This window comes from Paenarthrobacter nitroguajacolicus (assembly GCF_051027655.1).
GTDB lineage: Bacteria > Actinomycetota > Actinomycetes > Actinomycetales > Micrococcaceae > Arthrobacter > Arthrobacter nitroguajacolicus.
Genome location: NZ_CP073234.1, coordinates 4158922 through 4182562, shown reverse-complemented (window position 1 = coordinate 4182562; position 23641 = coordinate 4158922). Strand labels below are relative to the sequence as shown.

Below are 23641 nucleotides of genomic sequence, written 5' to 3'. Positions count from 1 at the left end.
GCTCCAACTTTTGACAATATGTTCCTGACTTTGCGGAGATAACAGTGATCACAGTTCTCGCCATCACCTTTGTAGCGGCAACTGTGGCGCCTTTGATCTTCAGCAAACTCGGCAGGAATGCCTTCTATGCTCTTGCAGCGGTCCCCGCAGGTGCCTTCATTTGGCTGCTTTTCCAGTACGGCACTGTATATTCCGGTGGTGGCATAGAAGAAGTCATCCCATGGATCCCCAGCCTGAAGCTTGAGCTCGCCTTCCGTATGGATCCCTTGGCCTGGGTAATGTCCTTACTGATCCTCGGAGTGGGATCCCTGGTTTTGGTTTATTGCGCCAGGTACTTCAAGAACAAGGACGCCGGCCTGGGCGGATTCGGCGCTCAACTGCTCGCTTTTGCCGGGGCCATGTTCGGTTTGGTGACCTCCGATGACCTGCTGATGCTCTTCATCTTCTGGGAGCTCACCACCATCCTTTCCTATCTGCTGATCGGCTACGCCCGCACACGTCTGGCGGCGCGGCGTTCTGCACTGCAGGCACTCATGGTCACAACCGCGGGCGGCCTCGCCATGCTCGTCGGCCTCATCATCCTGGGTCAGGCCGCAGGAACCTATCGCATTTCGGCGATACTGGACCAAGCCGGGCCGCTCATGGCCGGACCGATGCAGGGAGCGGTGGCCACCGCCGTCGTACTTATCCTGGCTGGCGCCGTAACCAAATCGGCGCTTGTCCCGTTCCATTTCTGGCTTCCAGGTGCCATGGCAGCGCCCACCCCCGTGAGCGCGTATCTTCACGCTGCCGCGATGGTCAAAGCCGGCATCTACATCGTGGCTCGACTTGCTCCCGGGTTTTCTACGTCGGAGTTTTGGCTTCCCGTGGTTCTGGGGCTGGGCTTGGCCACCATGCTCGTGGGTGGTTACCGGGCCCTACGCCAGACCGACATCAAACTGATCCTTGCCTACGGCACGGTCAGCCAGCTCGGCTTCCTCACCATGGTGGTGGGATTAGGACGTCCCGACGCTGCCCTGGCCGGACTCGGACTGCTGCTGGCGCATGGCTTGTTCAAGGCCGCGCTGTTCCTGGTAGTGGGCATCATCGATCACCAGTCCGGGACCCGCGATATCCGCAAGCTTTCCGGCGTTTTCCGTTCGTCGCGGGCGCTGGGTGTTGTGGCCGCCATCGCAGCGGCGTCCATGGCCGGTGTGCCACCCTTGGCAGGTTTCGTAGCCAAAGAGTCAGTGTTTGAAGCCTTCGTCCACTACGGCACCGGTGATGGCGCTCCAGCATGGGGCATCTTGATCCTGGTGGGCCTGGTCATCGGATCGATCCTGACGTTCGCCTACAGCGCCCGGTTCATGTGGGGAGCCTTTGCCGTCAAGCCCGGCGTGGAACCTACCCCGTTCAAGCCCATCAAACCGGCATTCCTGGCAGCACCGGCCATCCTTAGTTTGCTCACTATCGTCTATGGATTATGGCCAACGCCCGTGGACACCTGGATCCAGCCTTACGCAGCGCTGTTCGCTGCCGGTCCGGACGCGGTCGACGCCGGACACTTGGCTTTGTGGCATGGCGTCACCCCCGCGTTGGGCCTGACAGCCCTGACGTTCGCGGCCGGTGCCGCGATGTTCTACTGGCGCAACCTCGTTGCCCGTGCCCAAAGCCTGGTCCCGGACTGGGTGGACGGCGACAGGGCTTACCAGAACACCATCGGCGCGCTGGACGACATCGCGGTTTGGGTGACAGGCCGCACGCAGCGTGGTTCGCTGTACTTCTACCTCGCGGTGATCCTCACCGTGGCATTCGCGGTTCCGATGACGGCGCTGATCGTGGCGAACAAGCCCCTGCCGGACGGCATGTACTTCATCGACCCGAACTCGCCCCTGCAAGTAGTGGCAGGCATCGGCATCGTGGTGGGTGCCCTGGCTGCCGTCCGGGCCAACAAGCGTTTCCTCGCCGTGCTCATGGTGTCCGTCACGGGTTACGGCATTGCCCTCATGTTCGCACTCCAAGGCGCACCGGACCTCGCACTGACCCAAATGCTGGTGGAAACCATTGTGCTGGTTGCTTTCGTGCTGGCCATGCGCAGCCTGCCCGCTGAATTGAGGGACAGGACCGGGGGACGGCTCAGGGTAATCCGCGTGATCATTGGTGCGGCCTTTGGCATCACCATGATTTTCGTGGCGATTTACGCCATGGGCGCGCGCGTTGCCACCCCCATCTCACTGGACTTCCCGCGGTTGGCGTATGAAGGCGGCGGGGGACTGAACGTGGTCAACGTGACCCTGGTGGATATTCGCGCCTGGGACACGTTCGGTGAGATCTCAGTGCTCGCGATTGCTGCCACCGGTGTAGCCAGCCTGATCTTCGTCCGCAGCCGCGGCGACCGGATCAAGACTTCGGAGGCCGTGCCCGAAGGCAGCGTCGGGCGACGCACCGGCGTCGACCGTGACTCCCGCGACGGCGCCACCTTGGCCGTGGCGAAGAAGTTTACCGACGTGAGCCGCGATGCGTGGCTGGTTGCCGGCCGTACCCTGGCCCCCGAACGGCGCTCGATCATCTTCGAAGTAGTGACCAGACTGATCTTCCACTCCATGATCGTGTTCTCCATTTATCTTCTCCTCGCCGGGCACAACCTGCCGGGCGGCGGCTTTGCCGGCGGCCTCACCGCCGGGCTCGCACTGACAATCCGCTACCTGGCCGGTGGGCGGTTCGAGTTGAGCGAGGCAGCCACCGTCAGCGCGGGGACCCTTTTGGGGACAGGACTGGCGACGGCGGCCGCTTCCGGTGTGGTGCCGCTCTTCCTGGGCGGACAGGTGTTCCAGAGCGCCATTATCGAGTTCTGGCTACCGGTCTTCGGTGACGTCAAGTTCGTTACTTCCACCATTTTCGACATTGGCGTTTACGTCGTGGTGGTGGGGCTGGCGCTCGATGTCCTTCGGAGCCTCGGTGCCGAGATCGACGAACACTTTGAAGGCAAGGGTGCCCCGCTGGCTGAGGAAGATGCCGCCGGGCATGCCGACCTCGCCGAGGAAGCCGCCGAATCCGCTGCATCCGGGAAGGGCAACGCATGAGCATCAACCTAACCCTGCTGATCGTCATGGGCGTCCTGTACGCGTGCGGGATCTATTTGATCCTGGAACGCAGCCTGACGCGCGTGCTGTTGGGTTTGATGCTGCTGGCAAATGCCACCAACATCCTGATCCTGAGCACGGGAGGGTACGCAGGCCTTGCCCCCTTGTTCGATAAGGAAACGAACCCGGAAACGTACAACGATCCTTTGCCCCAGGCCCTGATCCTGACGTCGATCGTCATTTCGTTCGCTGTCACCGCCTTTATGCTCGGCATCATCTACCGCACATGGGTACTGGCTCGCCAGGATGAAATCCAGGACGACCTCGAAGACGTCCGCGTGGCCAAGACTCCGAGCTTCGATGCGGAGGATGACGCCATCGTCCCGCTGGAAACGTCCGAATTCGCCATCACCCCGGCCAGCCCTGCAAATAAGGACAGGCCCGACGCGACCGAAACCCCCAACACGGCTTCGAACCAGGAAGGAGGCAGCGCGTGAATCTCGCAAACCTGTCGCCGCTAGCTGTCCTCCTACCGATCCTTGGCGCTGCCCTGGCATTCCTGCTGATCCGGCACCACAGCGCACAGCGGGTAGTGAGCATTGGCATCCTGAGCGCGACCCTCCTCCTCGAATGCCTGCTCCTGGTCTCCGTGTGGGACGGCGGCACAACGTCCGTCACGCTGGGCGGATGGCTGCCGCCGTGGGGCGTGGTCCTCGTGGTGGACCAGTTCTCTTCGCTGATGCTGGTGGTTTCCACTGTGGTCAGCCTGGCAGTGCTCATCTACGCGACCGGCCAGGGCATGGCCGACGGCGACCAGGAAGCACCGGTCTCGATCTTCCACCCCACCTACCTGATCCTGGTGGCGGGCGTGTCCAATGCGTTCCTGACCGGTGACCTCTTCAACCTCTACGTCGGTTTCGAAATCCTCCTGACGGCCAGTTACGTCCTCATGACACTGGGCGGAACCGGACCGCGCATCCGGGCGGGCGTCACCTACGTTGTGGTTTCCGTGGTGTCGTCCGTGCTGTTCCTCATCGCCATCGCCATGATCTACGGTGCCACCGGAACCATCACCATGGCGGACCTGGCCATCAAACTTGCCGAACTGGATCAGGGCACCCAGAACCTTCTGCACGTGATGCTGTTGGTGGCGTTCGGCATCAAGGCAGCAGTCTTCCCTTTGTCGTTCTGGCTTCCAGACTCTTATCCGACGGCGCCCGCTCCAGTCACCGCCGTGTTCGCCGGGTTGTTGACCAAAGTGGGCGTATACGCCATGGTCCGCACGGAAACACTGCTGTTCCCCGGGGATACCCTCAACGTCCCGCTGATGGTGGTGGCGCTACTCACCATGATTGTCGGAATTCTGGGCGCCTTGGCCCAGAGCGACATCAAACGTCTCCTGTCCTTCACGCTTGTTAGCCACATCGGCTACATGGTGTTTGGCCTCGCCATGAGTTCCGTGGCCGGGTTGGGTGCTGCGGTTTTCTACGTTGCGCACCACATCACCGTGCAGACCAGCCTTTTCCTGGTCACAGGTCTCATAGAGCGGCGCGGCGGCAGCTCGTCCATTGACCGTTTGGGTGGCCTTGCGAAGCTCTCGCCATTGCTTGCGTTGCTGTTCTTTGTTCCGGCCATGAACCTTGCGGGCATTCCGCCGTTCTCCGGCTTCCTCGGAAAGCTGGGGCTGCTGCAGGCCGGCGTGGAGTTGGGGACACCCTTGGCAATCGTGCTGGTGGTGGGTGGCGTTGTCACCAGCCTCCTGACGTTGCTGGCCATCGCGCGTGTCTGGAACAGGGCGTTCTGGCGCAAACCCGAGGACGCAGAGTACCCGGACCCTGTGCTGATGACCCCCGGCAATGTGGGCGTCCTGCCCCGCACCATGGTTGGCTCCACGGCGGGTCTGGTGGTGTTCGGGGTGGCGCTCACTGTATTCGCAGGGCCGCTCTTCAAAGTTGCTGACGGTTCCGCCGGGATCATGCTGGACCGCTCAGCGTACATCCACTCGGTCCTGGGCGATTCCGTTGAGGTGCCGCCGTTGGCACAAACAGACGAACCGCGGACGGGCGAAGCACCGTCAGTTGAGACACAGCCGGGTGATGCCAAGTGAGCCGCAAACCCATCTCCTTCCGCACGGAGTTGCCGCTCCTCGTCTGGTTGGTCATCGTCTGGGGCGCGCTCTGGCGGGACTTCAGCCCGGGCAACCTGTTGTTTGGTGCCCTGATCGCCGTGCTGGTGGCCAAACTGTTCTACCTCCCGCCCGTGGAGCTCAGTGGCAGGTTCAACATTCTGCGCGCTATTCCCTTCGCCCTGATGTTCCTCGGCAAAGTGGTGGCAGCGAGCTTCCTGGTTCTGTACCTGGCTGTAGCCAAAGGACCCACGGTGCGTAGCGCCGTCGTCGCCGTTCCGTTGCGGAGCCATTCAGACCTGATGGTGACAGCTACCGGGCACGTGATCTCGCTGATCCCGGGTTCACTGGTGGTGGAAGTGGACCGCTCAACGTCCACGCTGTACTTGCACGCGCTCAACATTTATGAGGAAGCGGACATCGACAAGATCCGCGAGGAAACCCAAGTCATTGAGGCGAGATTGATCCGCATCATGGGCACGCGCGAAGAAGTCGCAGCCCTCAATGCAGAACAGCGCCCGGGAATGGAAGGGGCAACGCTATGAAGGAATTCGTTCTCGTGGCAACGGCTGTGATCCTTAGCCTCGCCGCGGCAGGGGCAATTGTCCGGATCGCTATCGGTCCGTCCTTGCTGGATAGGGTTCTGGCATCGGATGTCTTGCTGGCGATCCTGGGTGCCGCCCTGGCAATCGACATGGCAATGAACAAGCACCTGAACAACTTGATGCTGCTGGTGGCCCTCGCGGTGATCGGGTTCATTGGCTCGGTGACCGTGGCCCGGTTCGTAGCCGAACGGAGGGAGCAGAGCAATGAATCCTGATGCCACCGGCTTGGATTTTGTGATCGACGCCGTCACTGCACTGTTCCTGGTGGTGGGCGCACTGATGTCCCTCGGCGCTGCTATTGGCTTGTTGAGATTTCCGGACCTCATGAGCCGCATGCACGCGGCCACCAAGCCGCAGGTTTTGGGTCTGTTCCTCATGCTGGCTGCGATCGGCCTCCAGATGCGGACCTGGTGGGTATGGCCAGTCCTTCTGGTGGCGTGGATTTTCCAGCTCCTGACGGCCCCGGTTTCCGCTCACATGGTGGGCCGCTCCGCCTACCGCACCAAGCACGGGCATCGCGAAATGCTCACCAAGGATGAACTTGAAGCGGTTGTGCAGCGGGCGGCCGCGGGGCAAGAGCCCGGGAACCAGCGCTAGCAGCAGCGGAAACAACGAACGCCGGGACTACCCTCATGGGTGATCCCGGCGTTGTGTAGTGGTGCGGTTGCCTAGACGATGTCGTGGGTCTTGGCGAAGCGTGCAATGGCGCGCTGCGTGCCCCTGCTCGCCAGGACCTGGATGAGTGTGCTGACGAAGGCTGAAATCAGCGCGAAAGTCAGGGCCGAGCGAAGACTCGATTCCATGTCGTCGTTGCCCAAGGGTGGTTTGTTGCCCGTGGCCTTTTCCCACCCTTTGTTGACAAGTTTGGTACCTACGAAGCCTGCTCCGAGACTTACTCCGGCGCCGATCAGCTTGAAGAAGAGGTTCATGCTCCCAGCCTAACCGGCTCCAGCTCGTTCCAAGCGCTAGCGGCGGTTTTCCCGCTCCTTGAGGAACGCAGCCATGGAGCCGACAGGTGCCAGAACCGGAACAACATCGTGTTCGGCCGACCAAAGAGCATCCACGGTGGCGAACCCGGCGATTTGTTTGAGCAGGTAATACGTGGGCGGCATCAGTTTCAGGGTGCCCGCGGCCTCCGCCGCAAGAATGTCCGCTACCGGCATCCACAGTGATTGCCAGGCCTCCGTGGTCTGGTGCCGCGGTTCGGCCCCCGGGGAGGGCTTGGCAACATAAAAGTAGGTGTCGAATCGCTTGGGCATGTCTGTCGGTGTGATCCAGTTGGCCCACGGGCGGAGGTCAGAGGCGTCGATGCTGAGCCCGGCTTCCTCCTTGACTTCACGGATTGCGGCGGAAAGCACCGTTCCGGCGTTCTTCGTGGCTTCGCCCGCGCCACTGCAGATGGAGCTCTGCTGCCAGTCCGCCGCGTGGCGTTGAAGCAGGTCCGAGGGGTAGTCCCAGCCGGACTCGTCCGCGGCATCCACCCGTCCACCGGGGAAGACCACCATGCCGGCGGCGAAGTCCATGGTGCTCACCCTGTGCTGGACAAAGGCTTCGAGTCCGCCCGGGGAGTCACGGAGGAGGATGACGCTCGCGGCCAGGCGCGGCTGGGGCACTTCTGTGGGAAGGGGGAGGTCTTGCTGGGGAAGGTCAGTCATGAAGGTGCCCCTTTGCCGCGGTGGATTCTGCTGGTTCATTCTCTCAGGTCTCGTTGTGGGGCCCGGTGTGCAGGGAATGGTGTGGGGGAAGGGTGCAGAGTGGGCCTCGCAACGCACCCCCGTCTTGTTGTGGGGCCCGGTGTGCAGGGAATGGTGTGGGGGATGGGTGCAGAGCGGGCCTCGCAACGCACCCCCGTCTTGTTGTGGGGCCTGGTGTGCAGGGAATGGTGTGGGGTAAGCGTGCTGAGTGGGCCTCGCAACGCACCCCCGGAAGCCCTCGCAACGCACCTCCGGAAGCCCTCGCAACGCACCCCCGGAAGCCCTGGAACGCACCACCACTGCCGATTGTGACCGCCTGCCGGCAACAGACCAACACCCGCCACAGACTCAGGTGTAAACTGAACCAGCCCATCAGGGCAGATTTGATAACGACAGGGGAGCGCCGCCGTCGGACTCTGCAGAGATGCAGGAGACGCGAGGGCGCTGAGAGTGCGGACAGCCGCAGACCCTCGAACCTGATCCGGTTAGTACCGGCGCAAGGGAGTCGAGCTTCTCAGAGTGTCCGGATCCGGGCGGCGCAGGCCAGCCGGATTCCGGGGAGCACTTTCCCCTCCTGTAACCTCAGGAGGCAGAAAATGACCACGGTAAACGTGAAGAAGACCAGTTATAACTGGCGTGTTGTAGACATCGTTGTGGCGGCCTTGATCGCCATCGCGGGCGGCGTGATCTTCTGGGCATGGTCCCAAGGCGCCGCACTGGTATCCATCCCCATGAACGCGACGTATCCGCCTCTCACCGGCCTGATTGCCGGCGGCTGGATGATCCCCGCGGTCCTGGGCATGCTCATTATCCGCAAGCCGGGTGCAGCCCTGTTCTGCGAAACTGTTGCCGCCACCGGTGAGCTCATCATGGGTTCGCAGTACGGCACCACCGTGCTCATCTCCGGCGTTCTGCAGGGCCTGGGCGCGGAACTCATCTTTGCCGCCTTCCGGTACAAGAAGTTCAACCTGCCCACTGCCCTCCTCGCCGGTGCGGGCGCGGGCCTCTTCTGCGGCCTGAACGACTCCTTCCTCCCGTGGGGTTGGAACATCGCCTATGAAGCCGTCGACAAGCTGGCCTACATCACCTTCACCTCAATTTCCGGCGCAATCATCGCGGGCGCACTCTCATGGGTGGCGACACGCGGCCTGGCCAAGACCGGCGTGCTGAGTTCCTTCGCCTCGCGCAAGGCCGCTTCGGAGCCCGTCTTCAGCTGATGTCGGCCACGCAAAGCGGCACGGTGAGGCCTGCCGCCATCTCAGCCGAGGGCTGGGGTTGGCGGCATGCCGGCCGTGCCCAAGCTGCCATTCAGGGCCTCGACCTTCGGATCGAACCCGGGGAGCGCGTACTGCTGCTTGGACCTTCGGGTGCCGGCAAATCCACGCTCCTGCATGCCCTCGCCGGGGTGCTGGGGGATGAGGAAGACGACTCGGATGAGACCGGCTCCCTGCTGATCGATGGCGCCGCGCCCCGCGAGCAGCGAGGACGCGCGGGACTGATGCAGCAGGACCCCGAGACGCAGGTGGTTTTGTCGAGGGTCGGCGACGACGTTGCCTTCGGTGCGGAGAACCTTGCCGTGCCGCGGGACGAGATTTGGTCCCGTGTCCATGAAGCGCTCGACGACGTCGGGTTGCGTACCGCCGCCGGCGGAGGTCTGGCGTTGGATCACCCGACGGCGGCGCTCTCCGGCGGTCAGAAGCAGCGCCTTGCGCTTGCGGGCATTTTGGCGATGCGGCCCGGGCTGATCCTGTTGGACGAACCAACGGCCAACCTGGATCCTGCAGGGGTGCTGGAGGTCCGTGATGCTGTTGGGCGATGCCTGGACAAGACCGGCGCCACGCTGGTTGTGGTGGAACACCGCGTGTCCGTGTGGAAAGACCTGGTGGACAGGATTGTGGTCCTGCAGCCAGGGTCCAGCACGGCCGCAGGGACCGGGAATGCTGCCGGCGGCGTCCTCTTGGACGGCCCTCCCGACCAGGTCCTTTCCGAGGCCCGCACCCTGCTGATGTCGGCTGGCGTCTGGGTGCCGGGGTACGTTCCGGCAACCCGCACCCGCCATAAAGAACCGGACGCCGCGCAGCTTCTCCTCGCAGCCCAGGACCTTGCTGTTTCCCGACTAAAGCCACGGCGCAAAGGTTTCAAAACCATCCCGCCCGTTCCCGTGCAAACGGACATCAGTGCGCAGGTCCGGGCAGGCCAAGCCCTGACCATTACGGGTCCCAATGGTGCCGGAAAGTCCACGTTCGCGCTCACATTGGCAGGTCTTTTGGCGCCCGTGGACGGCAAAGTGAGTGCCGCCGTCGAACTTTCCGAGCGTGCGGGCATTGATCCGTTCAAGTGGAAAGCAGACCAGCTGATTTCCCGCATCGGGACGGTGTTCCAGGAGCCGGAACATCAGTTCGTCACGGGCAAGGTCCTGGATGAGTTGATGTTTGGTCCGAAGCATCTGGGCCACGGCCAGGAGCGCGTGGACGAGTTGCTGGAACGGTTGCGGCTCACCCATCTCGTCGACGCCAATCCGTATACGTTATCCGGCGGGGAAAAGCGCCGGCTCTCGGTGGCCACGGTGCTGGCCGCGCACCCCAAAGTCCTTGTTCTGGACGAGCCAACGTTTGGCCAGGACGCGAATACCTGGGCCGAGCTGGCGTCGTTCCTTTCCGAGTTGCTGGACGCCGGAACCGCGGTGGTCTCCGTAACCCACGATCAGGAATTCAGTGCTGTACTCGGCGGAACCGAACTACGGCTCGGCCCGATACCGCAAGGCAGAGCAACGCATCAGGAAGCGGGTGAAGCGTGAGGGATGCACTGAACATCCGCGGCAACCACGCCCTGCTGACTCGCGCCAACCCTTTGGCGAAGTTCGTGTCGGTCTTCCTGATTTCCCTGGTGCTGGCCTTGTCCATCGACTGGGTCTCTGCGTCGACGGCGCTCCTTGCGGAACTGGCTCTCTTCCCGCTTGCCGGCCTCACCATCAGGCTTTTGTGGCAGCGGGCCTGGCCCCTGATCATTGCGGCAGCGATCGGCGGCTGGAGCACTGCAATAGTGGCGGCGGACAGCGGCGCTGTACTGCTCGACGTCGGACTCTGGTCCATCAGCGAAGGTTCCCTGGAGCTGGGGCTCGGTTTCATGCTGCGCGGTTTGGCGATCGCGTTGCCGGCGATCCTGCTGATGACCTGCACCGACCCCACCGACCTGGCAGATGCGCTGGCGCAGAAGGCCAAGCTGCCGCACCGCTTTGTCCTCGGATCGTTAGCTGCGATGAGGCTTGTAGGGCTCATGGCGGAGGAATGGCAAACCATAGGAATGGCCCGCCGCGCCCGCGGAGTCGGTTCCCAAGGCAGCCCCTTCCAGCGGTTGAAGGCCACGCTCGGCCAGAGTTTCGGTCTGTTGGTTCAGGCGGTTCGTCGGGCATCCCGACTGGCCGTGACCATGGAAGCGCGCGGCTTCGGCGGCGGGCCACGGACGTGGGCACGCGAATCCACGTACTCACTGCTGGACGTGTGGGTGGTCCTTGGCGGATTGGTCATCGCAGCCGGTGCAGTGCTGGCGGCTGTGGGTGCGGAAACCTGGAGTTTCGTCTGGCGCTAGCGGGCCCGCTGCTCCTGGATCTCATCAAAGCCCGCCCGCGTCAGGAACCCTAGCTGGGCCTCCTTCTCCGCCAACTGAATGATGGGTCCCAGCTCGAAGCACGTCGCTTCCAGACGACGAAGGGCCTTGGCATTGCGGGAGTCCGGCTCCACCACAATCCGGTCCTTGCCCGGCAGGGAGAACATGTACTTGATCAAGGACGTGCCCAGCCGCGGGGTGAAATGCGGAATGGGCCGAGTAGCCGGGGCCAGCAGCAGGTGCATGCCGATGTCTTCCTCGCGGGCGGGGTAGGCCTCGCCGACGGGATCGTGCAGCGGCTCGTACGTCTGGAAGAGGGCCAAAGGCTCCCCGTCCAGGATGGCCAGGAACGCGTGGTGGGTTTCCAGGGAGTCAAGGAACTCGTAGATCCCCAGGACTTCTTCGCGGGAGTTCTCCGTCATTCCCCAGAACTTTGCCCGGGGCTGGGTCACCCATTCGAAGATGAGGTCGATGTCCTCGATGGGTACTAACGGAACAATGCGGAGCGCACCCCAGCCTTCCAGGTCTTCGGAGTAGACGGTGGTGCGGACGGAAAAGTCCTGGGTGGTGGTGGTCATGGTTTCCTTCGGGCCGTGGGTCGGGCTGATGTCGGGACTGATGCGGGAACAGGAATGAGTCAGGGCGTGTCGTTGGTCAGAAGCGACCAGTCAGTGACCACCGGGGTGAGTTCCCCGGCTGTCCAGAGCGGGAGTTGGTCGGCGAAGTGCATGTGACCGGGCACGCCGGAGGCGCCGAATGGCACGATCCAGCGGCTGTTCTGCCGATCGGCCAGGTCCCACACGTAGCGGGCCACGGGCCCGCGGAAGCTACGGTCATCGACGCCGGGGAGGCTCTCGGTGCACAGTACACACCCGGTATCTCCACTGAGGTCGGCAGTGGGTGCCGACGTTGCGAGCGGGCCAGGGAGGACATGCACCGGCAGGAGCTTGTGCCGGTCGCCCCAGGCAGCACCATTCAGCATGGATTCCTCCAACGCGGCGTCTTCGAGCGCCGCGGCAGCTTCCACTCCGACGCTGATGCCGAGCTCGGAGCCACGGACCAGTAGGGTCTCAAGGGCAAAACCGACGCGCGACGCCACTGACAACCACGGCCCGAACAATGGTGAGTAGCCTGTGGGCTCATTCAAGGGCGCAAGCACGGAATGCCGCGCCAGGCGCTGGACCAGCGCACCACGCCACGCAGCGAAAACGGCGGTGCGATGGCTGCCGGCTTCCATGAGGCCATCCCAGTCCAACAGGAGGACCCGCAAATCCTTCGCCTCCTTGGAGAGATCCTGGACGTCCAGGCCGGAGAGCATCGAACGGAACAACGGCCACGGACCCAGTAGCGTGTCCGTGTGGATGGCTTGCATATTGTCTACGGACAAAGGCCCGGGAGCCAGTTCCAGCAATTCCCGGATGCGCCGGGCACGATGTGCAGGTGCAAACTCCATGGCCACCTGGTCACCGCCTCCTGCCGCGCGGTCATTCGCGCTCACGGCAAACTGCTGGACCTCGGTGCGAGGCAGGATCACGTACTGGCCCTCCCACTCATGACGGGCGGAGAAGGCCGGAGCGGGCAGGCGCCGGTTGGCCGGATTGCGCTGCGGGACCAGCCCGGCAACGAAGTGCCTCACAGACCCGTGAACGTCGGCGGCCACCACACTGTTAACGGGCTCAACCCAGGCATCGAACGCACGCTCCACCTCGGAGACGCTTTGGCTCCGTAGCAACGGCAGGAGGGCCTCGAACCCCAGCCGGCCCTGAACCTTGGCCGGGAAGCGCAAACTGAGGGCGCCGCCGTCGGGCGTTTCCGAGATGACCGGACCCCGATCGGTCTCGATAATCTCAACGGACACAGCCTCACCGTCGCGGACGCGGATGGTTTCGGAACTCACGACGGCGGGTTCCCAGCCTTCCGCTCCGCGCGCCTCGATGCGCTCACCCGTGAAGTCGCTGACCCGGCGCAACTCCTCGATGAAAAGGTCCTGGTAGTCGGCCATGGCGTTGGTGATGGCCCAAGCGGTGCTGCCCGTATGGGCAAAATGGGGGAGGCCGGGAACACCCGGGAACGCGAATCCGATCGCATCGAACTCCGGGCAGGCGAGCCGTATTTGCTGGTAGACGCCGGGCAGCTCCATGAGGCGGTGGGGGTCGCCGGCAATCAAGGGAAGCCCGCTGGCCGTCGTCGATCCATGCGCTGCCCAAGCGTTGCTGCCTGACCAAACCGGTGCTTCGATGCTGAACAAGCTCACGGCGTCGTCGCCGAGTGTCCGCGCGACGTGGGCCCGGAACAGCTTGTTGGGGAAGGTGGAAAACAGGATGTGGTGGACCAGGAAGACGCCGAGCGGGGTCCACGGATTCCACGGCTCGGGGATGCTGCCGGATTCTTCGAACTCGGGCCCTCCGCGTCGGCCGTCTGACAGGGCCTGGTTGATGCCCGCCACGTATTGTCCGCACCAGCGCTGAGTGGCGGCGTCGAGGTTCTCAAAGCAGCGACGCGCGGTGTCATCCAGCCGGGCTTGCCGGGCGAACCGGTCCCAGACCACCACGTCTGCACCCAGTACCTCAGCTGCGCGGCCCTCCGAGCGCCACCGTTCCAGCTCGATCTGCCACGAGCGGTCCGTGGCCGCATTCATGCCCTGGAGAAAGGCGAGTTCATCGGCGGAATCGGCCCATAAGTGCGGGATTCCCCACTCATCGCGGTACGTTCCGGGGCCGCCTGCCGGGGCGGGTTGGTGCGTGGGGGCAGGCGTCATAATCTCTGGCCACTTTCGAGCTTAGGTTAGGCTTACTTTAGCTCAAGATAAATGGCTTTGGCCCCGTTCACAAATCGTGGACATTCGTGAAGGAGTGTTGCTTGAAGCGCAATTGGGAAGGCGTCGTCCTCAAAGTCATGGGCGCCAAGGACTTCACCCTGGAGGTCACGGGCCGGGACGAGATCACCCCGGACTTCCTCCGCGTGCACGTGCGTGACGGCGGCCTACTGGAGCGCAGCGGCCTGCATCCCACCATGTGGATCCGGCTCTGGTTCAACGATTCCGGCAAGGCTCACCAGCGCGCCTACACGTTGGTCAACGCCTCCCCTGCGGATGGTACGTTCAGCATGGACTTCGCGATGCACGACGGCGTCGCGGCTGATTGGGCCCGTTCCGTGCAGCCCGGCGACACCATCGACGCCACTGTCCAAGGCAGTTCCTTCACCTTCCCGCATCCCGCTCCGCGCCGGATCTGGCTGGTGGGGGACCCTGCGTCCATCCCGGCAGTCAACTCGCTGCTGGAGGAGCGCCAGCGCGTTGCCGCGGGCGCGGCTCCAGTGACCGCTTGGCTTGAATACCAGCACGACGCCGACACCTCGCTTGAGGTGCGTACCTCCGATTCCGACGTCGTCACCTGGATTCCGCGCAAACGCGACGGCGCCGCTTTGGTGGAGGAAGTCTGCGGTGCACTAACAGCGGACACTGTTTCCGTTAGCGAAGACTTCTTCTGGATCGCATGCGAAGCCTCAAGCACGCGGGCAATCGTCAAGCACCTGCGGAAAGAACTCGGAGTGGACAAGCACCGGATTGATGCGCTCGGGTACTGGCGGGTCTAGTTCTTCTTCGCGGGTTACTCGCGCCAGTTGAGGAAGCCCTTCTTCCCCTCCGGCGGAGTGAGCACAACGTCGCGGCCGTACTTCTTCCTGGCGTCAGCCCCGGAGAATGCGTCCGGAACAATGCGGACCGCTTTAGTCACCTTGCCGTCTTTCAGGAAGACAAAGAGTGCCGGTGAAGCGGTATAGCGGCTCTCCTTGGTGAGGGGTTCGCCAAAGGCCTCCTCAATGTCCTTGGCCGGGGTTCCCGACGTGACAAAACCTGCTTGGTCCCAGTCGAAGTCCGTGGCGTCGGCCAGCTTGAGCGATGTGCCGTTCTTGGCGGACTCCAGGACTTGATCGTTGAGGTGATCGTTCGTTTCGGGCATGACGGATCCTCCGAGGGAACAGGATGCCAAGGCGCAGGCCAGGACAAAGGTGAGCAAGGTGGTAACGGTGACGCGGAGCGCTGCAGTCTTGGGGCGGCGTCGTAAGTTGTTGGTGCATGGACGAGTCACGATGTCGTCCTGGACTCGTCGTTAAACTCCGGGTCCTCGCCAGGGGCGGGCTCGGCATTGCCTGCATCACCCGTCTGGTCAGCGGGGACCTCGTTTGAAGGGTGCGGCAATAGGTCAGGTCCCACCACCACGGTGTCCCCGTTGTTGACGGCGTCCTCGATCAAGTCTGCAAGCTCCTCAGCACTGGCGTCCGGATTGGCGATGGCCACGTTGCGCCCAACTTCATTGTTGTACAGATCCATGGCCTCGCGGGGAGCCGGATTCCCGGGGAGCTGTTCGTGAGCCGTGGCGTAATCCTCTGCCCAGTCCGCGCCGAACTCCTTCACCATGAGGGCGTTCCAATAAGCGTGGCGGAAGGCATCGTTCTGGTCGTCGTTGCGGTCTTCGCTGGGGAAGCGCTCGTCGGCAACACTGAAGGCGTCGTCGTGGATGCCCTTGAAAGCGTTCAGCTCAAAGGGGCCCAGGCCATTCAGGAGTTCCGCTTCCTTCTCGGTCACCACCTTCTGGTCCACCACGAACCGCAGCGGATCCCAGTCGCCGGGCCAGTTGGTGGTTTCGGCGTCGCTGACTTGGTACTGGTCCAGGATTTCCTCTGGCGTGGGCTGGGTGGGGTCCGTGGCAGCCGCTGTCTTCGTTGTTGCGTCGTTACCCGGGTTGCTGGAGCTGCCTGAGCTGCCGCCGGCGCCCTCGGTGGACGCGCCCGCCTGCTCGTCGGCATTGGTGAGCACGGACTTGGACGCTTCTTCTATCCCGCGCGAGGTCCTTTCAAGCAAAGGCCGTAGGTGGCCCTGCCAGTCGGAAGCGAAACGCTTGGCATCCTGCCCCTGCCAGTAACCGCCCTGGGCGATCAAGGAGTCGAGCTCCCGGGCGCGGCTAGTAAGCAGCGATGCTCCGCTGGCGAGCGCTTTGGATAGTGCTTTGAGTTGATCGACGTCGGCGCCGTAGAAAGGCATATTTCCCCCTGAGCTTTCCCGTACATCCTTCGCTAACCCTCGTTAGGGCACAATGGGGAGCTCTGCCCTTGATGAAACTGAGGGAAAGCGTTCACGAGAAGTAAGCCGCCGTCGTCGTGCTTTATATCGCACAGAACGGGTACGGTGTGATGTATGCCGCCGATTCCTTGTTTTGCTCTTCACTTCTAGCTCATTTGTGATATTTTTTGGGTATGACGCAACCTACCGCCGAGAATGTAGGCCTCCTGCTCCGCGACGCCCGTGGTGAAAAAGGCTGGACGCAGGGGCAGCTGGCTACTGAGCTGGGAACCAGCCAGAGCGCAATCGCCCGGATGGAACAGGGCAAACAGAATCTCAGCCTCCGGATGATCGAACGCCTTGAAGCCATTTTTGGGCGCTCCATCGTCAAAGTGGGCAAGCCGCAGATGACCCACCTCCGCGTGGAGGGTGGCAGGACCCTATCCGGCGAAGTGGACGTCAACAGCAGTAAGAATGCCGGTGTCGCCCTCTTGTGTGCCAGCCTGATCAACCGCGGAACCACCACTCTGCGCCGGCTGGCACGGATTGAGGAAGTCAACAGGATCGTCGAGGTATTGACGTCCATCGGCGTGGAATGCACGTGGCTCAACGGAAGCGACCTCCGTCTCCGCCGCCCCGAGGTCCTGGATCTTGAATCCATGGACGTTGACGCCGCCCGACGCACACGCAGCGTCATCATGCTGCTCGGCCCGCTTCTGGACGAAACCAGCGAATACCTGCTGCCCTACGCCGGTGGCTGCGATTTGGGTACGCGCACTGTGGAACCGCACATGCAGGCGCTTCGCCAGTTCGGCCTCGAGGTGGAAGCGAAGTCCGGTTTCTACTCCGTGACCGCACCTCCCGGCGACGAACTCCACCGTTCCTTCGTTCTGACCGAACGCGGTGACACCGTGACGGAGAATGCCATCATGGCGGCCGCCCACCGTGAGGGCACCACCATCATTCGGAACGCCAGCCCCAACTACATGGTGCAGGACCTCTGCTTCTATTTGCAGGGCCTGGGCGTGGACATCGACGGCGTCGGAACCACCACACTGAAGATCACCGGACGCTCAGCCATTGATGTAGACATTGAGTACTTCCCGTCTGAAGACCCCATCGAGGCAATGAGCCTCATCACCGCAGGCATCGTGACCAACTCCGAGGTCACCATCCGACGGGTTCCCATCGAGTTCATGGAAATCGAGCTTGCCACCCTGGAGCAGATGGGCCAGAACCTCGAAATCTCCGGCGAGTACATGGCTCGCAATGGGCGTACCCGGCTGGTGGACGTGACTACCAAGCCCTCGGAACTCCGCGCGCCGCAGGACAAGATCCACCCGATGCCGTTCCCGGGCCTGAACATCGACAACCTGCCGTTCTTTGCGGTGATTGCAGGCAATGCCGAGGGCCAGACCATGATCCACGACTGGGTCTACGAGAACCGTGCAATCTACTTGACGGAGCTCAACAAGTTGGGCGCCCAAGTGCAGCTTTTGGATCCGCACCGGATCTACGTCAATGGGCCTACCAAGTGGCGTGCCGCGGAAATTGGTTGCCCGCCGGCCCTGCGACCTGCGGCCTGCCTGCTCCTGGCAATGTTGGCGGCCCGGGGAACCTCCGAGCTTCGCAACATTTACGTGATCGAGCGCGGCTATGAGGACCTCGCCGAGCGCCTGAACACGATAGGTGCGAAGATCGAGTACTTCCAGGACTAGGGCTGCTGCTGGCCGGCCGCGCACCCTTTCTTCCTTTTCGGCGCGCCCGTTCCCGCCATATGCTCCAAGTAACTCTGGTGCGAATGGCGGGAACGGGTGCGAAAAGTCCCGGAAGCACAAGCCCTGTCCTCACCAGCCCTCCTGACGCAGAATGGAGCATGCGCACTTTCGGGGTTGAGGAAGAGCTGCTCATCGTCGATCCTGTGACGGGCGAGCCCCTGGCCCTCGCCGACGCGCTCCTTGCGGGCCACGATGAACCCCGCACTGCCACGGGCCTCAGCCACGAGCTCAAACTGGAGCAGATCGAGACACAGACCCGCCCATGCCATAGTTACGGCGAGATCCTGCAACAGATCCGCCGTGGCCGGGCCATGGCCAACGAGGCCGCACGGCAGCATGGGGCGCGGGTTGCCGCAATCGCCACGTCTCCCTTGGCCTCGAATACGCACACCACTCCGGACCCCCGGTATGCCGCAATGCTGGATCGCTTCGGCATCATTGCCACGGAGCAGTTGACGTGCGGATTCCACGTGCACACCTCGGTGGAGTCGCCCGAGGAAGGCGTGGTGGTTTTGGACCACATCCGGGACAAACTCGCCGTCCTGACAGCCCTAACCGCCAACTCGCCTTACTGGCGGGGGCTTCCCACTGGTTTCGACAGCTACCGCACACAAGCTTGGAACCGCTGGCCGACGTCCGGCCCTTCCTCCGTCTTTGGCTCCCTTACTGCTTATCGACGCATCGTGAAGCGCCTCCTGGAAACGGGCGTGATCATGGATGAAGGCATGATCTACTTTGACGCCCGCATCTCCAGGAACCACCCCACTGTTGAGGTCCGGGTCGCCGACGTCTGCCTCCGCGCTGAGGACGCGGGCCTCATGGCGGTGCTGGTGAGGGCTTTGGTGGAGACGGCCTCCTTGGAAATGCTCGACGGCGTGGAACCCACCGCGGTGCCTACGGCACTCCTGCGGATGGCGAGTTGGCAGGCCAGCAATTCGGGTCTGCGCGGAGATCTCCTGGACTTCGGTGACTTCCTACCTCAGCCAGCGGCGGACGTCGTGTGGGCATTGGTTGATTACCTGAGCCCGGTCCTGGACGACCAAAATGAGTTGGAACTCGTCAAAGCCGGGATTTCGGACTTACTGGCGCGGGGCAATGGTGCCCACGAACAACTGGAAGCCGCTGAACGCTACAACAAAAGGCAGCGCGACGGGCAAACCCAGACGGGAAGTCCGCCCACCAACGAAGCCCTGGCCGCCGTCGTCGCGCATGCTGCGAAGGTGACGGTGCGCGGCGCCGCCGCCGATGCCCATAAGGAACCCTCGCCCATGCTGACCCGGGTCAGGCGGCCATAGGCTTGTCGGGTGCCGGCTCTTCCCAGGCCATCAGGTAGGCTCCGACGGTCCCCTCCACGAGGTAGAAAAAGAGCGGTGGGATGTCCTTCTTGGCCAGAAGGACGGCTCCGTAGATGGGTGCGGCGGCCGCAGCCGTGACCCCGATCCACCGTTTGGCAGGTAAAGAAAGAAGGCTCCCGCCGAGCGCAGCCAACGCCACAATATGCAGCCCGGAATACGCCAGGAACGGAGCGCTGGAACCGCGGCGGTAGGCGAACCCTTCAATGTCGGAAGCCCGCCGGGCAACGCTGGAGACGAAGAACGGTGCACCGGCCAGCAGCGCGGCCGCAGCGGCGTAGGCCCACTTCTTCGCCCTCGTGCGCGGAGCTCCCAGGGCTGGAATGGCACGGGCGAACGCCGCGAATCCCACTGGCACTGCGACGGTCCCGGCCGCGGTAATGTGCTGACCTGTGATCCAGCCGCGCTGGCCGGCTTGCAGCATGCGGAGGCGTTCGGCGTCATCGGGGGTGATGTAGACACGTGAGACCGGCGAAATCCCGACGAACCACACCGCCGTGCCGGCAACGATCACGGATCCGGCACGGCGATAGGGATGGTTCCCGCTCATGGCAGCAAGGTTAGACCTGTTTGAGTGCCTTCTCCAGATCCAGGATGAGGTCGTCCACGTCTTCAAGCCCGACAGACAGGCGAACCACACCATCGGAGAGCCCGATGGCCGCACGGCCCTCAGGCCCCATGGCCCGGTGGGTGGTGGTTGCCGGGTGCGTGATGAGGGACTTGGAATCGCCAAGGTTGTTGGAGATATCGATGACACGGAGGCCATCGAGCAAGGCAAATGCAGCGTCTTTGGCTGTACGCCCGGCCGAAGGAAGCAGCTCGAACGTCAGCACAGTACCGCCGGCCTTCATTTGCTTCGCAGCGAGCTCGTACTGAGGGTGGGACTTCAACAGCGGGTACTTGACCCAGCTGATGGCGGGTTGCTGCTCGAGCCACTCTGCGATCTTCAGAGCAGAAGCCGAGCTGTGATTCACTCGCAGTCCCATAGTCTCCAAGCCCTTGGTCAGCACCCAGGCATTGAACGCCGACAGTGACGGGCCAGTGTGCCGCATGAGCTGCTTGACCGGACCATCGATGAATTCCTTGGTGCCCAGGATCGCGCCGCCAAGGACTCGTCCCTGGCCATCGATGTGCTTGGTGCCGGAGTACACAATCACGTCTGCACCCAGCTCACCACAGCGCTGCAGCAGGGGAGTGGCAAAGACATTGTCGACGACGACAGTCGCCCCGGCGGCATGGGCCAGTTCGCTGACGGCAGCGATGTCGACGATCTCCTGCATGGGGTTGGACGGTGACTCGAAGAACACCGCGGTGGTGGGCTCGGACAGGGCTTCGCGCCACTGCTCAAGGTCGGGTCCGTCAACAAAGACCGTCTCCACGCCCCACCGGGGAAGGATCTCGTTGAGGATCACGAAGCAGGAGCCGAACAGCGAGCGGGCAGCAACCACACGGTCACCGGCAGCCAGCAAGGCACCCAGGGCGGTGAAGACTGCAGACATGCCGGACGCCGTCGCGAAGCACGCCTCGGTTCCTTCGAGCAGCCGCAGCCGCTCCTGGAACGTGGCCACGGACGGGTTGCCGTAACGGGAGTAGACGAATCGCTCGTCCTCGCCGGTGAAGGCACGTTCGGCGGCGGCAGCGGATTCGTAGACGAAACCGGAGTTCAAGAAAACAGGTTCGGACGTTTCCTGGAAATTGGTGCGGTCAAGGCCACCGCGGACGGCCTGGGTGTCAGGGCTCCAGCCGGCGGCGTCGGGATTGAAAGTCACTTACTCGGTCCCCAGATTCGTCGGCAGGCCACGGTTCTTCCAACCATTGACGGTGCGCTCACCGTAGCGGTCCGGTTCGCCTTCGAAGCCCTCCAGGACGTTGTAGGCAGTGAAGCCGGCCTGGGTTGCGGCGATGGCCGCCGAGATGGAGCGTTGCCCGGAACGGCATAGGAAAACGAGCTCAACGCCGTCGTCCTCGGGAGCCTGTTGCTGAAGGTCTTCAATAAAGCGGGAGTTCGGAATTCCGCCGGCCAAGTTCCACTGGATGAACAGGGGGTCGTTCTCGGTAGCTTTGGTGTCGGGGATTCCAATGTGGGCCCATTCGCCCTCGGTCCGGACGTCAACCAGGATGGCACCGTCTTGAAGTTTTGCCCACGCGTCGTGCGGGGTCAGGTCACCTGCGTAGCTCATGCGTGGCCCTCGAACGCTTCTTCGTCGTCGTAGTTCTCCAACTGGTCAACGGCATTGGCCACTGCGGCATCCGCTGTGGCGATCGCGGTCGGCAGGACAACGGCTTGGGCAACGATGACGTCCGTGCCGTTGAACGTAGCTGCCGGGCTCCCGTGGAGGACGTAACCTTCGGCGAGGGCATTGTGGATGCGCTCGCAGAAGTCGCGGGTGTCCGGGCCTGTCACCAGGCGGTAGGAGAGTTTTTCTTCAGTGGGTTCAGGCATAGCTGGTGCTCCTCAGTCACGCTTGCAGTACGAATTGTCGATACGCCGAGTAGTCACCTGAGGCACCCCGCCGGAGAGAGGGTTGCCGACCAGCAAGTCAGGGCTTTGCGCTGGTACTCATTACTCAAGAAAAACGTAACATCCACGGGCATCCGGCCGCACTTGCGAGTGGTGGGGCGGCCGTCATGTTGCGTAATCGGCGGCCGTTTCACTCTTCGTCCCTGAGCGTGCGGACGGCAGCGCCGACTGTAGGAAAGAAGTGGTCCGGCGTGAAACGTGCTGCCGTTCCGAGGCGGATCAGCTTGTCCTTGACAGGTCCTTTGAGTTCGGCGAACACCAGATCCACACCGTGGCGGGCCAACCATTCATCCAGCGTGACGAGGTCGTCCAGGGCCGTGGTGTCGATGCCTGTGATGGGTTCCGCCGCAAGGATGACGTGGGAGATATTATCCGAAGCTTCGTCCAGTTGTTCCCGGACAAAGCTTGCAAGAACCTGCCCGTTGCCGAAGAACAGCGGTGCATCGAAGCGGAGGATCAGGAGCCCGGGGATGCGTTCGCCGTTGGGGTGTCGTTCAAGATCGTGGTACCCAGGGAGCCCTTCTTCGGCACCGAGTTCTGTTCGGTATGGATCCCAGGCCCGCCGCACGAAGTCCAAGAGTGCCAAGGCTATGGCCACCACGATTCCCTGGAGCACGCCCACTGTAAGGACGCCCAGGAACGCAGCCAACATCACTACGGATTCGCTCCGGCTCAGGCTCAACAGGCGCCGGACGCCGGCCGGGTCCGCCAGGGCTATCGCTGCGGCAATCACGACGGCGGCCAAGGTGGCGGACGGAAGGTACTCGGTCACCCCTGGAGCCAGCAGCATGAAAGCAAGCACCAGCACCGAACCCACCACGCCGGTCATCTGGGACTTGGCACCAGCGTCCACAGCCACAGGGGTCCTCGATGTACTGCCGGAGATGGGGAATCCGCCCAGCAGGCCCGTGGCAGCATTGGCTGCCCCAAGTGCTGCCATTTCCCTGTTGCCGGAGACCTTCTTGCCTTCCTTGGCTGCCAATGTTTGGGACAGGACGCCGGTGTCCGCGAACGCCATGAGGGCGATCCCTGCCGCAGCGGGAAGCAGGGTGAGTGCGTCCGCCCAGCCAATGCCGCCGAGCGCGGGCATCGGGAGGCCCTGCGGCAGGACTCCGGTGACCTTGACGTCGTCGTTGAGGCTCCAAACGGCCGTTGCGACGCACGAGCCGACCACCGCCAGCAGCACACCCGGCACTTTCCACTTCAGCAGCCGGGGAATCCAGATCAGCGCCAGCGAACCCACGCCCAGCAGCAGCGCGGTGATGTTGACCTCGCCGCCCAGCACCCCGGTGGTGACCTTCGCAAGCTTTTGCCAGATGTCGCCGTCGGCCTCTATCCCCAGGAACGCCGGCAGCTGCGACAACGCCACCAACAACGCGATTCCGTTCAGGTATCCGAGCCTGATGGGTTTGGAGAGCAGTCCTGTGATGGTCCCGAGTTTGAGGGCCGAACCGGCCAACATCAGTACCCCGATCAGCACTGCCAGGAGCCCTGCCAATGCCACCGACTTTTCGCTGCTACCCGCTGCCAGCGGCACGATTGCCGCGGCAATCATGGGGGCGAGGGCAGAATCGGGGCCGAGGACCAGGATGCGGGAAGGCCCTACGAACGCGTAAACCAGCAGCGGGACCACGGTGGCATAGAGACCGGTGACCGGTGGAAGGCCGGCCGCCTGCGCATAGGCCATACCGGCGGGTACCAGCAGGGCGAAGAGGGCAGCACCTGCCACGACGTCGTGCCGGAGCCATTCGCGTTTGTAGCCCTTGAGCGCCCAGACGCCCGAAAGCCGGTCCTTGGCGGAAGACTTGGCGGAAGATCGGGTGGGTGAACTCATACAGC

23 protein-coding genes and 2 riboswitches are annotated in these 23641 nt (G+C 63.2%); of the genes, 12 read left to right on the top strand and 11 right to left on the bottom strand.

Annotated features, from left to right (window positions below; genetic code table 11):
- The first annotated feature begins 44 nt into the window (after positions 1–44).
- Genes KCX59_RS19720 through mnhG form a run of 6 tightly spaced genes read left to right on the top strand, consistent with a single transcriptional unit; the run spans position 45 to position 6389 of the window.
- On the top strand, positions 45–3062 hold the full coding sequence (locus KCX59_RS19720; protein WP_179017769.1) for a Na+/H+ antiporter subunit A: 3018 nt from the start codon (positions 45–47) through the stop codon (positions 3060–3062).
- Complete coding sequence (locus KCX59_RS19715) at positions 3059–3559, top strand: Na(+)/H(+) antiporter subunit C (RefSeq protein WP_091469832.1); 501 nt, start codon at positions 3059–3061, stop codon at positions 3557–3559. Before KCX59_RS19720 ends, KCX59_RS19715 begins: the two co-directional genes overlap by 4 nt.
- Positions 3556–5169 (top strand): Na+/H+ antiporter subunit D, encoded by a 1614-nt coding sequence (locus KCX59_RS19710; protein WP_091469834.1) that lies wholly within the window; start codon positions 3556–3558, stop codon positions 5167–5169. Before KCX59_RS19715 ends, KCX59_RS19710 begins: the two co-directional genes overlap by 4 nt.
- Positions 5166–5732 (top strand): Na+/H+ antiporter subunit E, encoded by a 567-nt coding sequence (locus KCX59_RS19705; RefSeq protein WP_179017768.1) that lies wholly within the window; start codon positions 5166–5168, stop codon positions 5730–5732. The genes KCX59_RS19710 and KCX59_RS19705 overlap by 4 nt, the downstream gene beginning before the upstream one ends.
- Positions 5729–6007 carry a monovalent cation/H+ antiporter complex subunit F gene (locus KCX59_RS19700; protein ID WP_017199493.1) on the top strand — a complete coding sequence of 93 codons (279 nt, stop codon included), beginning with the start codon at positions 5729–5731 and terminating at the stop codon, positions 6005–6007. Before KCX59_RS19705 ends, KCX59_RS19700 begins: the two co-directional genes overlap by 4 nt.
- A complete protein-coding gene (gene mnhG, locus KCX59_RS19695; RefSeq protein ID WP_178995801.1) occupies positions 5997–6389 on the top strand; it encodes a monovalent cation/H(+) antiporter subunit G in 393 nt (130 codons plus the stop codon). Before KCX59_RS19700 ends, mnhG begins: the two co-directional genes overlap by 11 nt.
- Before the next feature lie 71 nt (positions 6390–6460).
- Here the strand turns inward: mnhG and KCX59_RS19690 are convergent, their stop codons facing one another.
- Complete coding sequence (locus KCX59_RS19690; protein ID WP_017199491.1) at positions 6461–6721, bottom strand: DUF4235 domain-containing protein; 261 nt, start codon at positions 6719–6721, stop codon at positions 6461–6463.
- 36 nt (positions 6722–6757) lie between these two features.
- Positions 6758–7447, bottom strand: a complete 690-nt coding sequence (locus KCX59_RS19685) for an NUDIX hydrolase (RefSeq protein WP_178995803.1) — start codon at positions 7445–7447, stop codon at positions 6758–6760.
- A gap of 423 nt (positions 7448–7870) precedes the next feature.
- Positions 7871–8007, top strand: a riboswitch (TPP riboswitch).
- Positions 8008–8082: 75 nt separating this feature from the next.
- Between KCX59_RS19685 and KCX59_RS19680 the strand changes: the two genes are divergently transcribed.
- The 3 genes from KCX59_RS19680 to KCX59_RS19670 are packed head-to-tail and all read left to right on the top strand — an operon-like array spanning position 8083 to position 11074.
- Positions 8083–8703: an ECF transporter S component gene (locus KCX59_RS19680; RefSeq protein WP_091469844.1), complete on the top strand. Its 621-nt coding sequence runs from the start codon at positions 8083–8085 to the stop codon at positions 8701–8703.
- Positions 8703–10283 (top strand): ABC transporter ATP-binding protein, encoded by a 1581-nt coding sequence (locus tag KCX59_RS19675; RefSeq protein WP_179017767.1) that lies wholly within the window; start codon positions 8703–8705, stop codon positions 10281–10283. Before KCX59_RS19680 ends, KCX59_RS19675 begins: the two co-directional genes overlap by 1 nt.
- Positions 10280–11074, top strand: coding sequence for an energy-coupling factor transporter transmembrane component T family protein (locus tag KCX59_RS19670; protein WP_179017766.1), 795 nt, complete (start codon positions 10280–10282; stop codon positions 11072–11074). Before KCX59_RS19675 ends, KCX59_RS19670 begins: the two co-directional genes overlap by 4 nt.
- On the opposite strand, the gene KCX59_RS19665 is transcribed toward KCX59_RS19670, so the two are convergent.
- Positions 11071–11670 (bottom strand): GNAT family N-acetyltransferase, encoded by a 600-nt coding sequence (locus KCX59_RS19665; protein WP_178995809.1) that lies wholly within the window; start codon positions 11668–11670, stop codon positions 11071–11073. The two genes, KCX59_RS19670 and KCX59_RS19665, sit on opposite strands and share 4 nt — an antisense overlap.
- A gap of 59 nt (positions 11671–11729) precedes the next feature.
- A complete protein-coding gene (locus tag KCX59_RS19660; protein ID WP_179017765.1) occupies positions 11730–13850 on the bottom strand; it encodes a penicillin acylase family protein in 2121 nt (706 codons plus the stop codon).
- A gap of 101 nt (positions 13851–13951) precedes the next feature.
- Here KCX59_RS19660 and KCX59_RS19655 point away from each other — a divergent pair, with 101 nt between their 5' ends.
- The gene (locus tag KCX59_RS19655; protein WP_179017764.1) at positions 13952–14686 is read left to right on the top strand and encodes a siderophore-interacting protein; all 735 of its coding nucleotides are present in this window, start codon (positions 13952–13954) and stop codon (positions 14684–14686) included.
- Positions 14687–14700: 14 nt separating this feature from the next.
- On the opposite strand, the gene KCX59_RS19650 is transcribed toward KCX59_RS19655, so the two are convergent.
- Positions 14701–15180, bottom strand: a complete 480-nt coding sequence (locus tag KCX59_RS19650; RefSeq protein ID WP_139025172.1) for a hypothetical protein — start codon at positions 15178–15180, stop codon at positions 14701–14703.
- Positions 15177–16133, bottom strand: a complete 957-nt coding sequence (locus tag KCX59_RS19645; RefSeq protein WP_179017763.1) for a WXG100 family type VII secretion target — start codon at positions 16131–16133, stop codon at positions 15177–15179. Before KCX59_RS19645 ends, KCX59_RS19650 begins: the two co-directional genes overlap by 4 nt.
- A 212-nt stretch (positions 16134–16345) precedes the next feature.
- On the opposite strand from KCX59_RS19645, the gene KCX59_RS19640 reads away from it, so the two are divergent.
- Together KCX59_RS19640 and KCX59_RS19635 are read left to right on the top strand one after the other, a co-directional pair.
- Positions 16346–17869, top strand: coding sequence for a UDP-N-acetylglucosamine 1-carboxyvinyltransferase (locus tag KCX59_RS19640; RefSeq protein WP_091469865.1), 1524 nt, complete (start codon positions 16346–16348; stop codon positions 17867–17869).
- A gap of 158 nt (positions 17870–18027) precedes the next feature.
- The gene (locus tag KCX59_RS19635; protein ID WP_178995814.1) at positions 18028–19224 is read left to right on the top strand and encodes a glutamate--cysteine ligase 2; all 1197 of its coding nucleotides are present in this window, start codon (positions 18028–18030) and stop codon (positions 19222–19224) included.
- Here the strand turns inward: KCX59_RS19635 and KCX59_RS19630 are convergent.
- The 5 genes from KCX59_RS19630 to KCX59_RS19610 all read right to left on the bottom strand — a co-directional run bounded on the left by KCX59_RS19630 (position 19211) and on the right by KCX59_RS19610 (position 23636).
- The gene (locus KCX59_RS19630; protein ID WP_179017762.1) at positions 19211–19831 is read right to left on the bottom strand and encodes a hypothetical protein; all 621 of its coding nucleotides are present in this window, start codon (positions 19829–19831) and stop codon (positions 19211–19213) included. The two genes, KCX59_RS19635 and KCX59_RS19630, sit on opposite strands and share 14 nt — an antisense overlap.
- A gap of 10 nt (positions 19832–19841) precedes the next feature.
- The gene (locus KCX59_RS19625) at positions 19842–21050 is read right to left on the bottom strand and encodes an O-succinylhomoserine sulfhydrylase (protein WP_178995818.1); all 1209 of its coding nucleotides are present in this window, start codon (positions 21048–21050) and stop codon (positions 19842–19844) included.
- Positions 21051–21461 carry a rhodanese-like domain-containing protein gene (locus KCX59_RS19620; RefSeq protein WP_091469876.1) on the bottom strand — a complete coding sequence of 137 codons (411 nt, stop codon included), beginning with the start codon at positions 21459–21461 and terminating at the stop codon, positions 21051–21053.
- A complete protein-coding gene (locus KCX59_RS19615) occupies positions 21458–21724 on the bottom strand; it encodes a DUF1737 domain-containing protein (protein ID WP_054808796.1) in 267 nt (88 codons plus the stop codon). The genes KCX59_RS19620 and KCX59_RS19615 overlap by 4 nt, the downstream gene beginning before the upstream one ends.
- 13 nt (positions 21725–21737) lie before the next feature.
- A riboswitch (SAM riboswitch) is annotated at positions 21738–21849 on the bottom strand.
- A gap of 83 nt (positions 21850–21932) precedes the next feature.
- Entirely contained in the window at positions 21933–23636 is a 1704-nt protein-coding gene (locus KCX59_RS19610; protein WP_178995822.1) for a SulP family inorganic anion transporter, read from the bottom strand.
- Between the last annotated feature and the right edge of the window lie 5 nt (positions 23637–23641).

What these genes read in the sequence shown, in the direction of transcription:
- KCX59_RS19715 (WP_091469832.1), top strand. Translation starts at nt 3,059, where the DNA reads ATGAGCATCAACCTAACCCTGCTGATCGTCATGGGCGTCCTGTACGCG.
- KCX59_RS19700 (WP_017199493.1), top strand. Translation starts at nt 5,729, where the DNA reads ATGAAGGAATTCGTTCTCGTGGCAACGGCTGTGATCCTTAGCCTCGCC.
- mnhG (WP_178995801.1), top strand. Translation starts at nt 5,997, where the DNA reads ATGAATCCTGATGCCACCGGCTTGGATTTTGTGATCGACGCCGTCACT.
- KCX59_RS19690 (WP_017199491.1), bottom strand. Translation starts at nt 6,721, where the DNA reads ATGAACCTCTTCTTCAAGCTGATCGGCGCCGGAGTAAGTCTCGGAGCA.
- KCX59_RS19685 (WP_178995803.1), bottom strand. Translation starts at nt 7,447, where the DNA reads ATGACTGACCTTCCCCAGCAAGACCTCCCCCTTCCCACAGAAGTGCCC.
- KCX59_RS19680 (WP_091469844.1), top strand. Translation starts at nt 8,083, where the DNA reads ATGACCACGGTAAACGTGAAGAAGACCAGTTATAACTGGCGTGTTGTA.
- KCX59_RS19675 (WP_179017767.1), top strand. Translation starts at nt 8,703, where the DNA reads ATGTCGGCCACGCAAAGCGGCACGGTGAGGCCTGCCGCCATCTCAGCC.
- KCX59_RS19665 (WP_178995809.1), bottom strand. Translation starts at nt 11,670, where the DNA reads ATGACCACCACCACCCAGGACTTTTCCGTCCGCACCACCGTCTACTCC.
- KCX59_RS19660 (WP_179017765.1), bottom strand. Translation starts at nt 13,850, where the DNA reads ATGACGCCTGCCCCCACGCACCAACCCGCCCCGGCAGGCGGCCCCGGA.
- KCX59_RS19645 (WP_179017763.1), bottom strand. Translation starts at nt 16,133, where the DNA reads ATGCCTTTCTACGGCGCCGACGTCGATCAACTCAAAGCACTATCCAAA.
- KCX59_RS19640 (WP_091469865.1), top strand. Translation starts at nt 16,346, where the DNA reads ATGACGCAACCTACCGCCGAGAATGTAGGCCTCCTGCTCCGCGACGCC.
- KCX59_RS19635 (WP_178995814.1), top strand. Translation starts at nt 18,028, where the DNA reads ATGCGCACTTTCGGGGTTGAGGAAGAGCTGCTCATCGTCGATCCTGTG.
- KCX59_RS19630 (WP_179017762.1), bottom strand. Translation starts at nt 19,831, where the DNA reads ATGAGCGGGAACCATCCCTATCGCCGTGCCGGATCCGTGATCGTTGCC.
- KCX59_RS19620 (WP_091469876.1), bottom strand. Translation starts at nt 21,461, where the DNA reads ATGAGCTACGCAGGTGACCTGACCCCGCACGACGCGTGGGCAAAACTT.
- KCX59_RS19615 (WP_054808796.1), bottom strand. Translation starts at nt 21,724, where the DNA reads ATGCCTGAACCCACTGAAGAAAAACTCTCCTACCGCCTGGTGACAGGC.
- KCX59_RS19610 (WP_178995822.1), bottom strand. Translation starts at nt 23,636, where the DNA reads ATGAGTTCACCCACCCGATCTTCCGCCAAGTCTTCCGCCAAGGACCGG.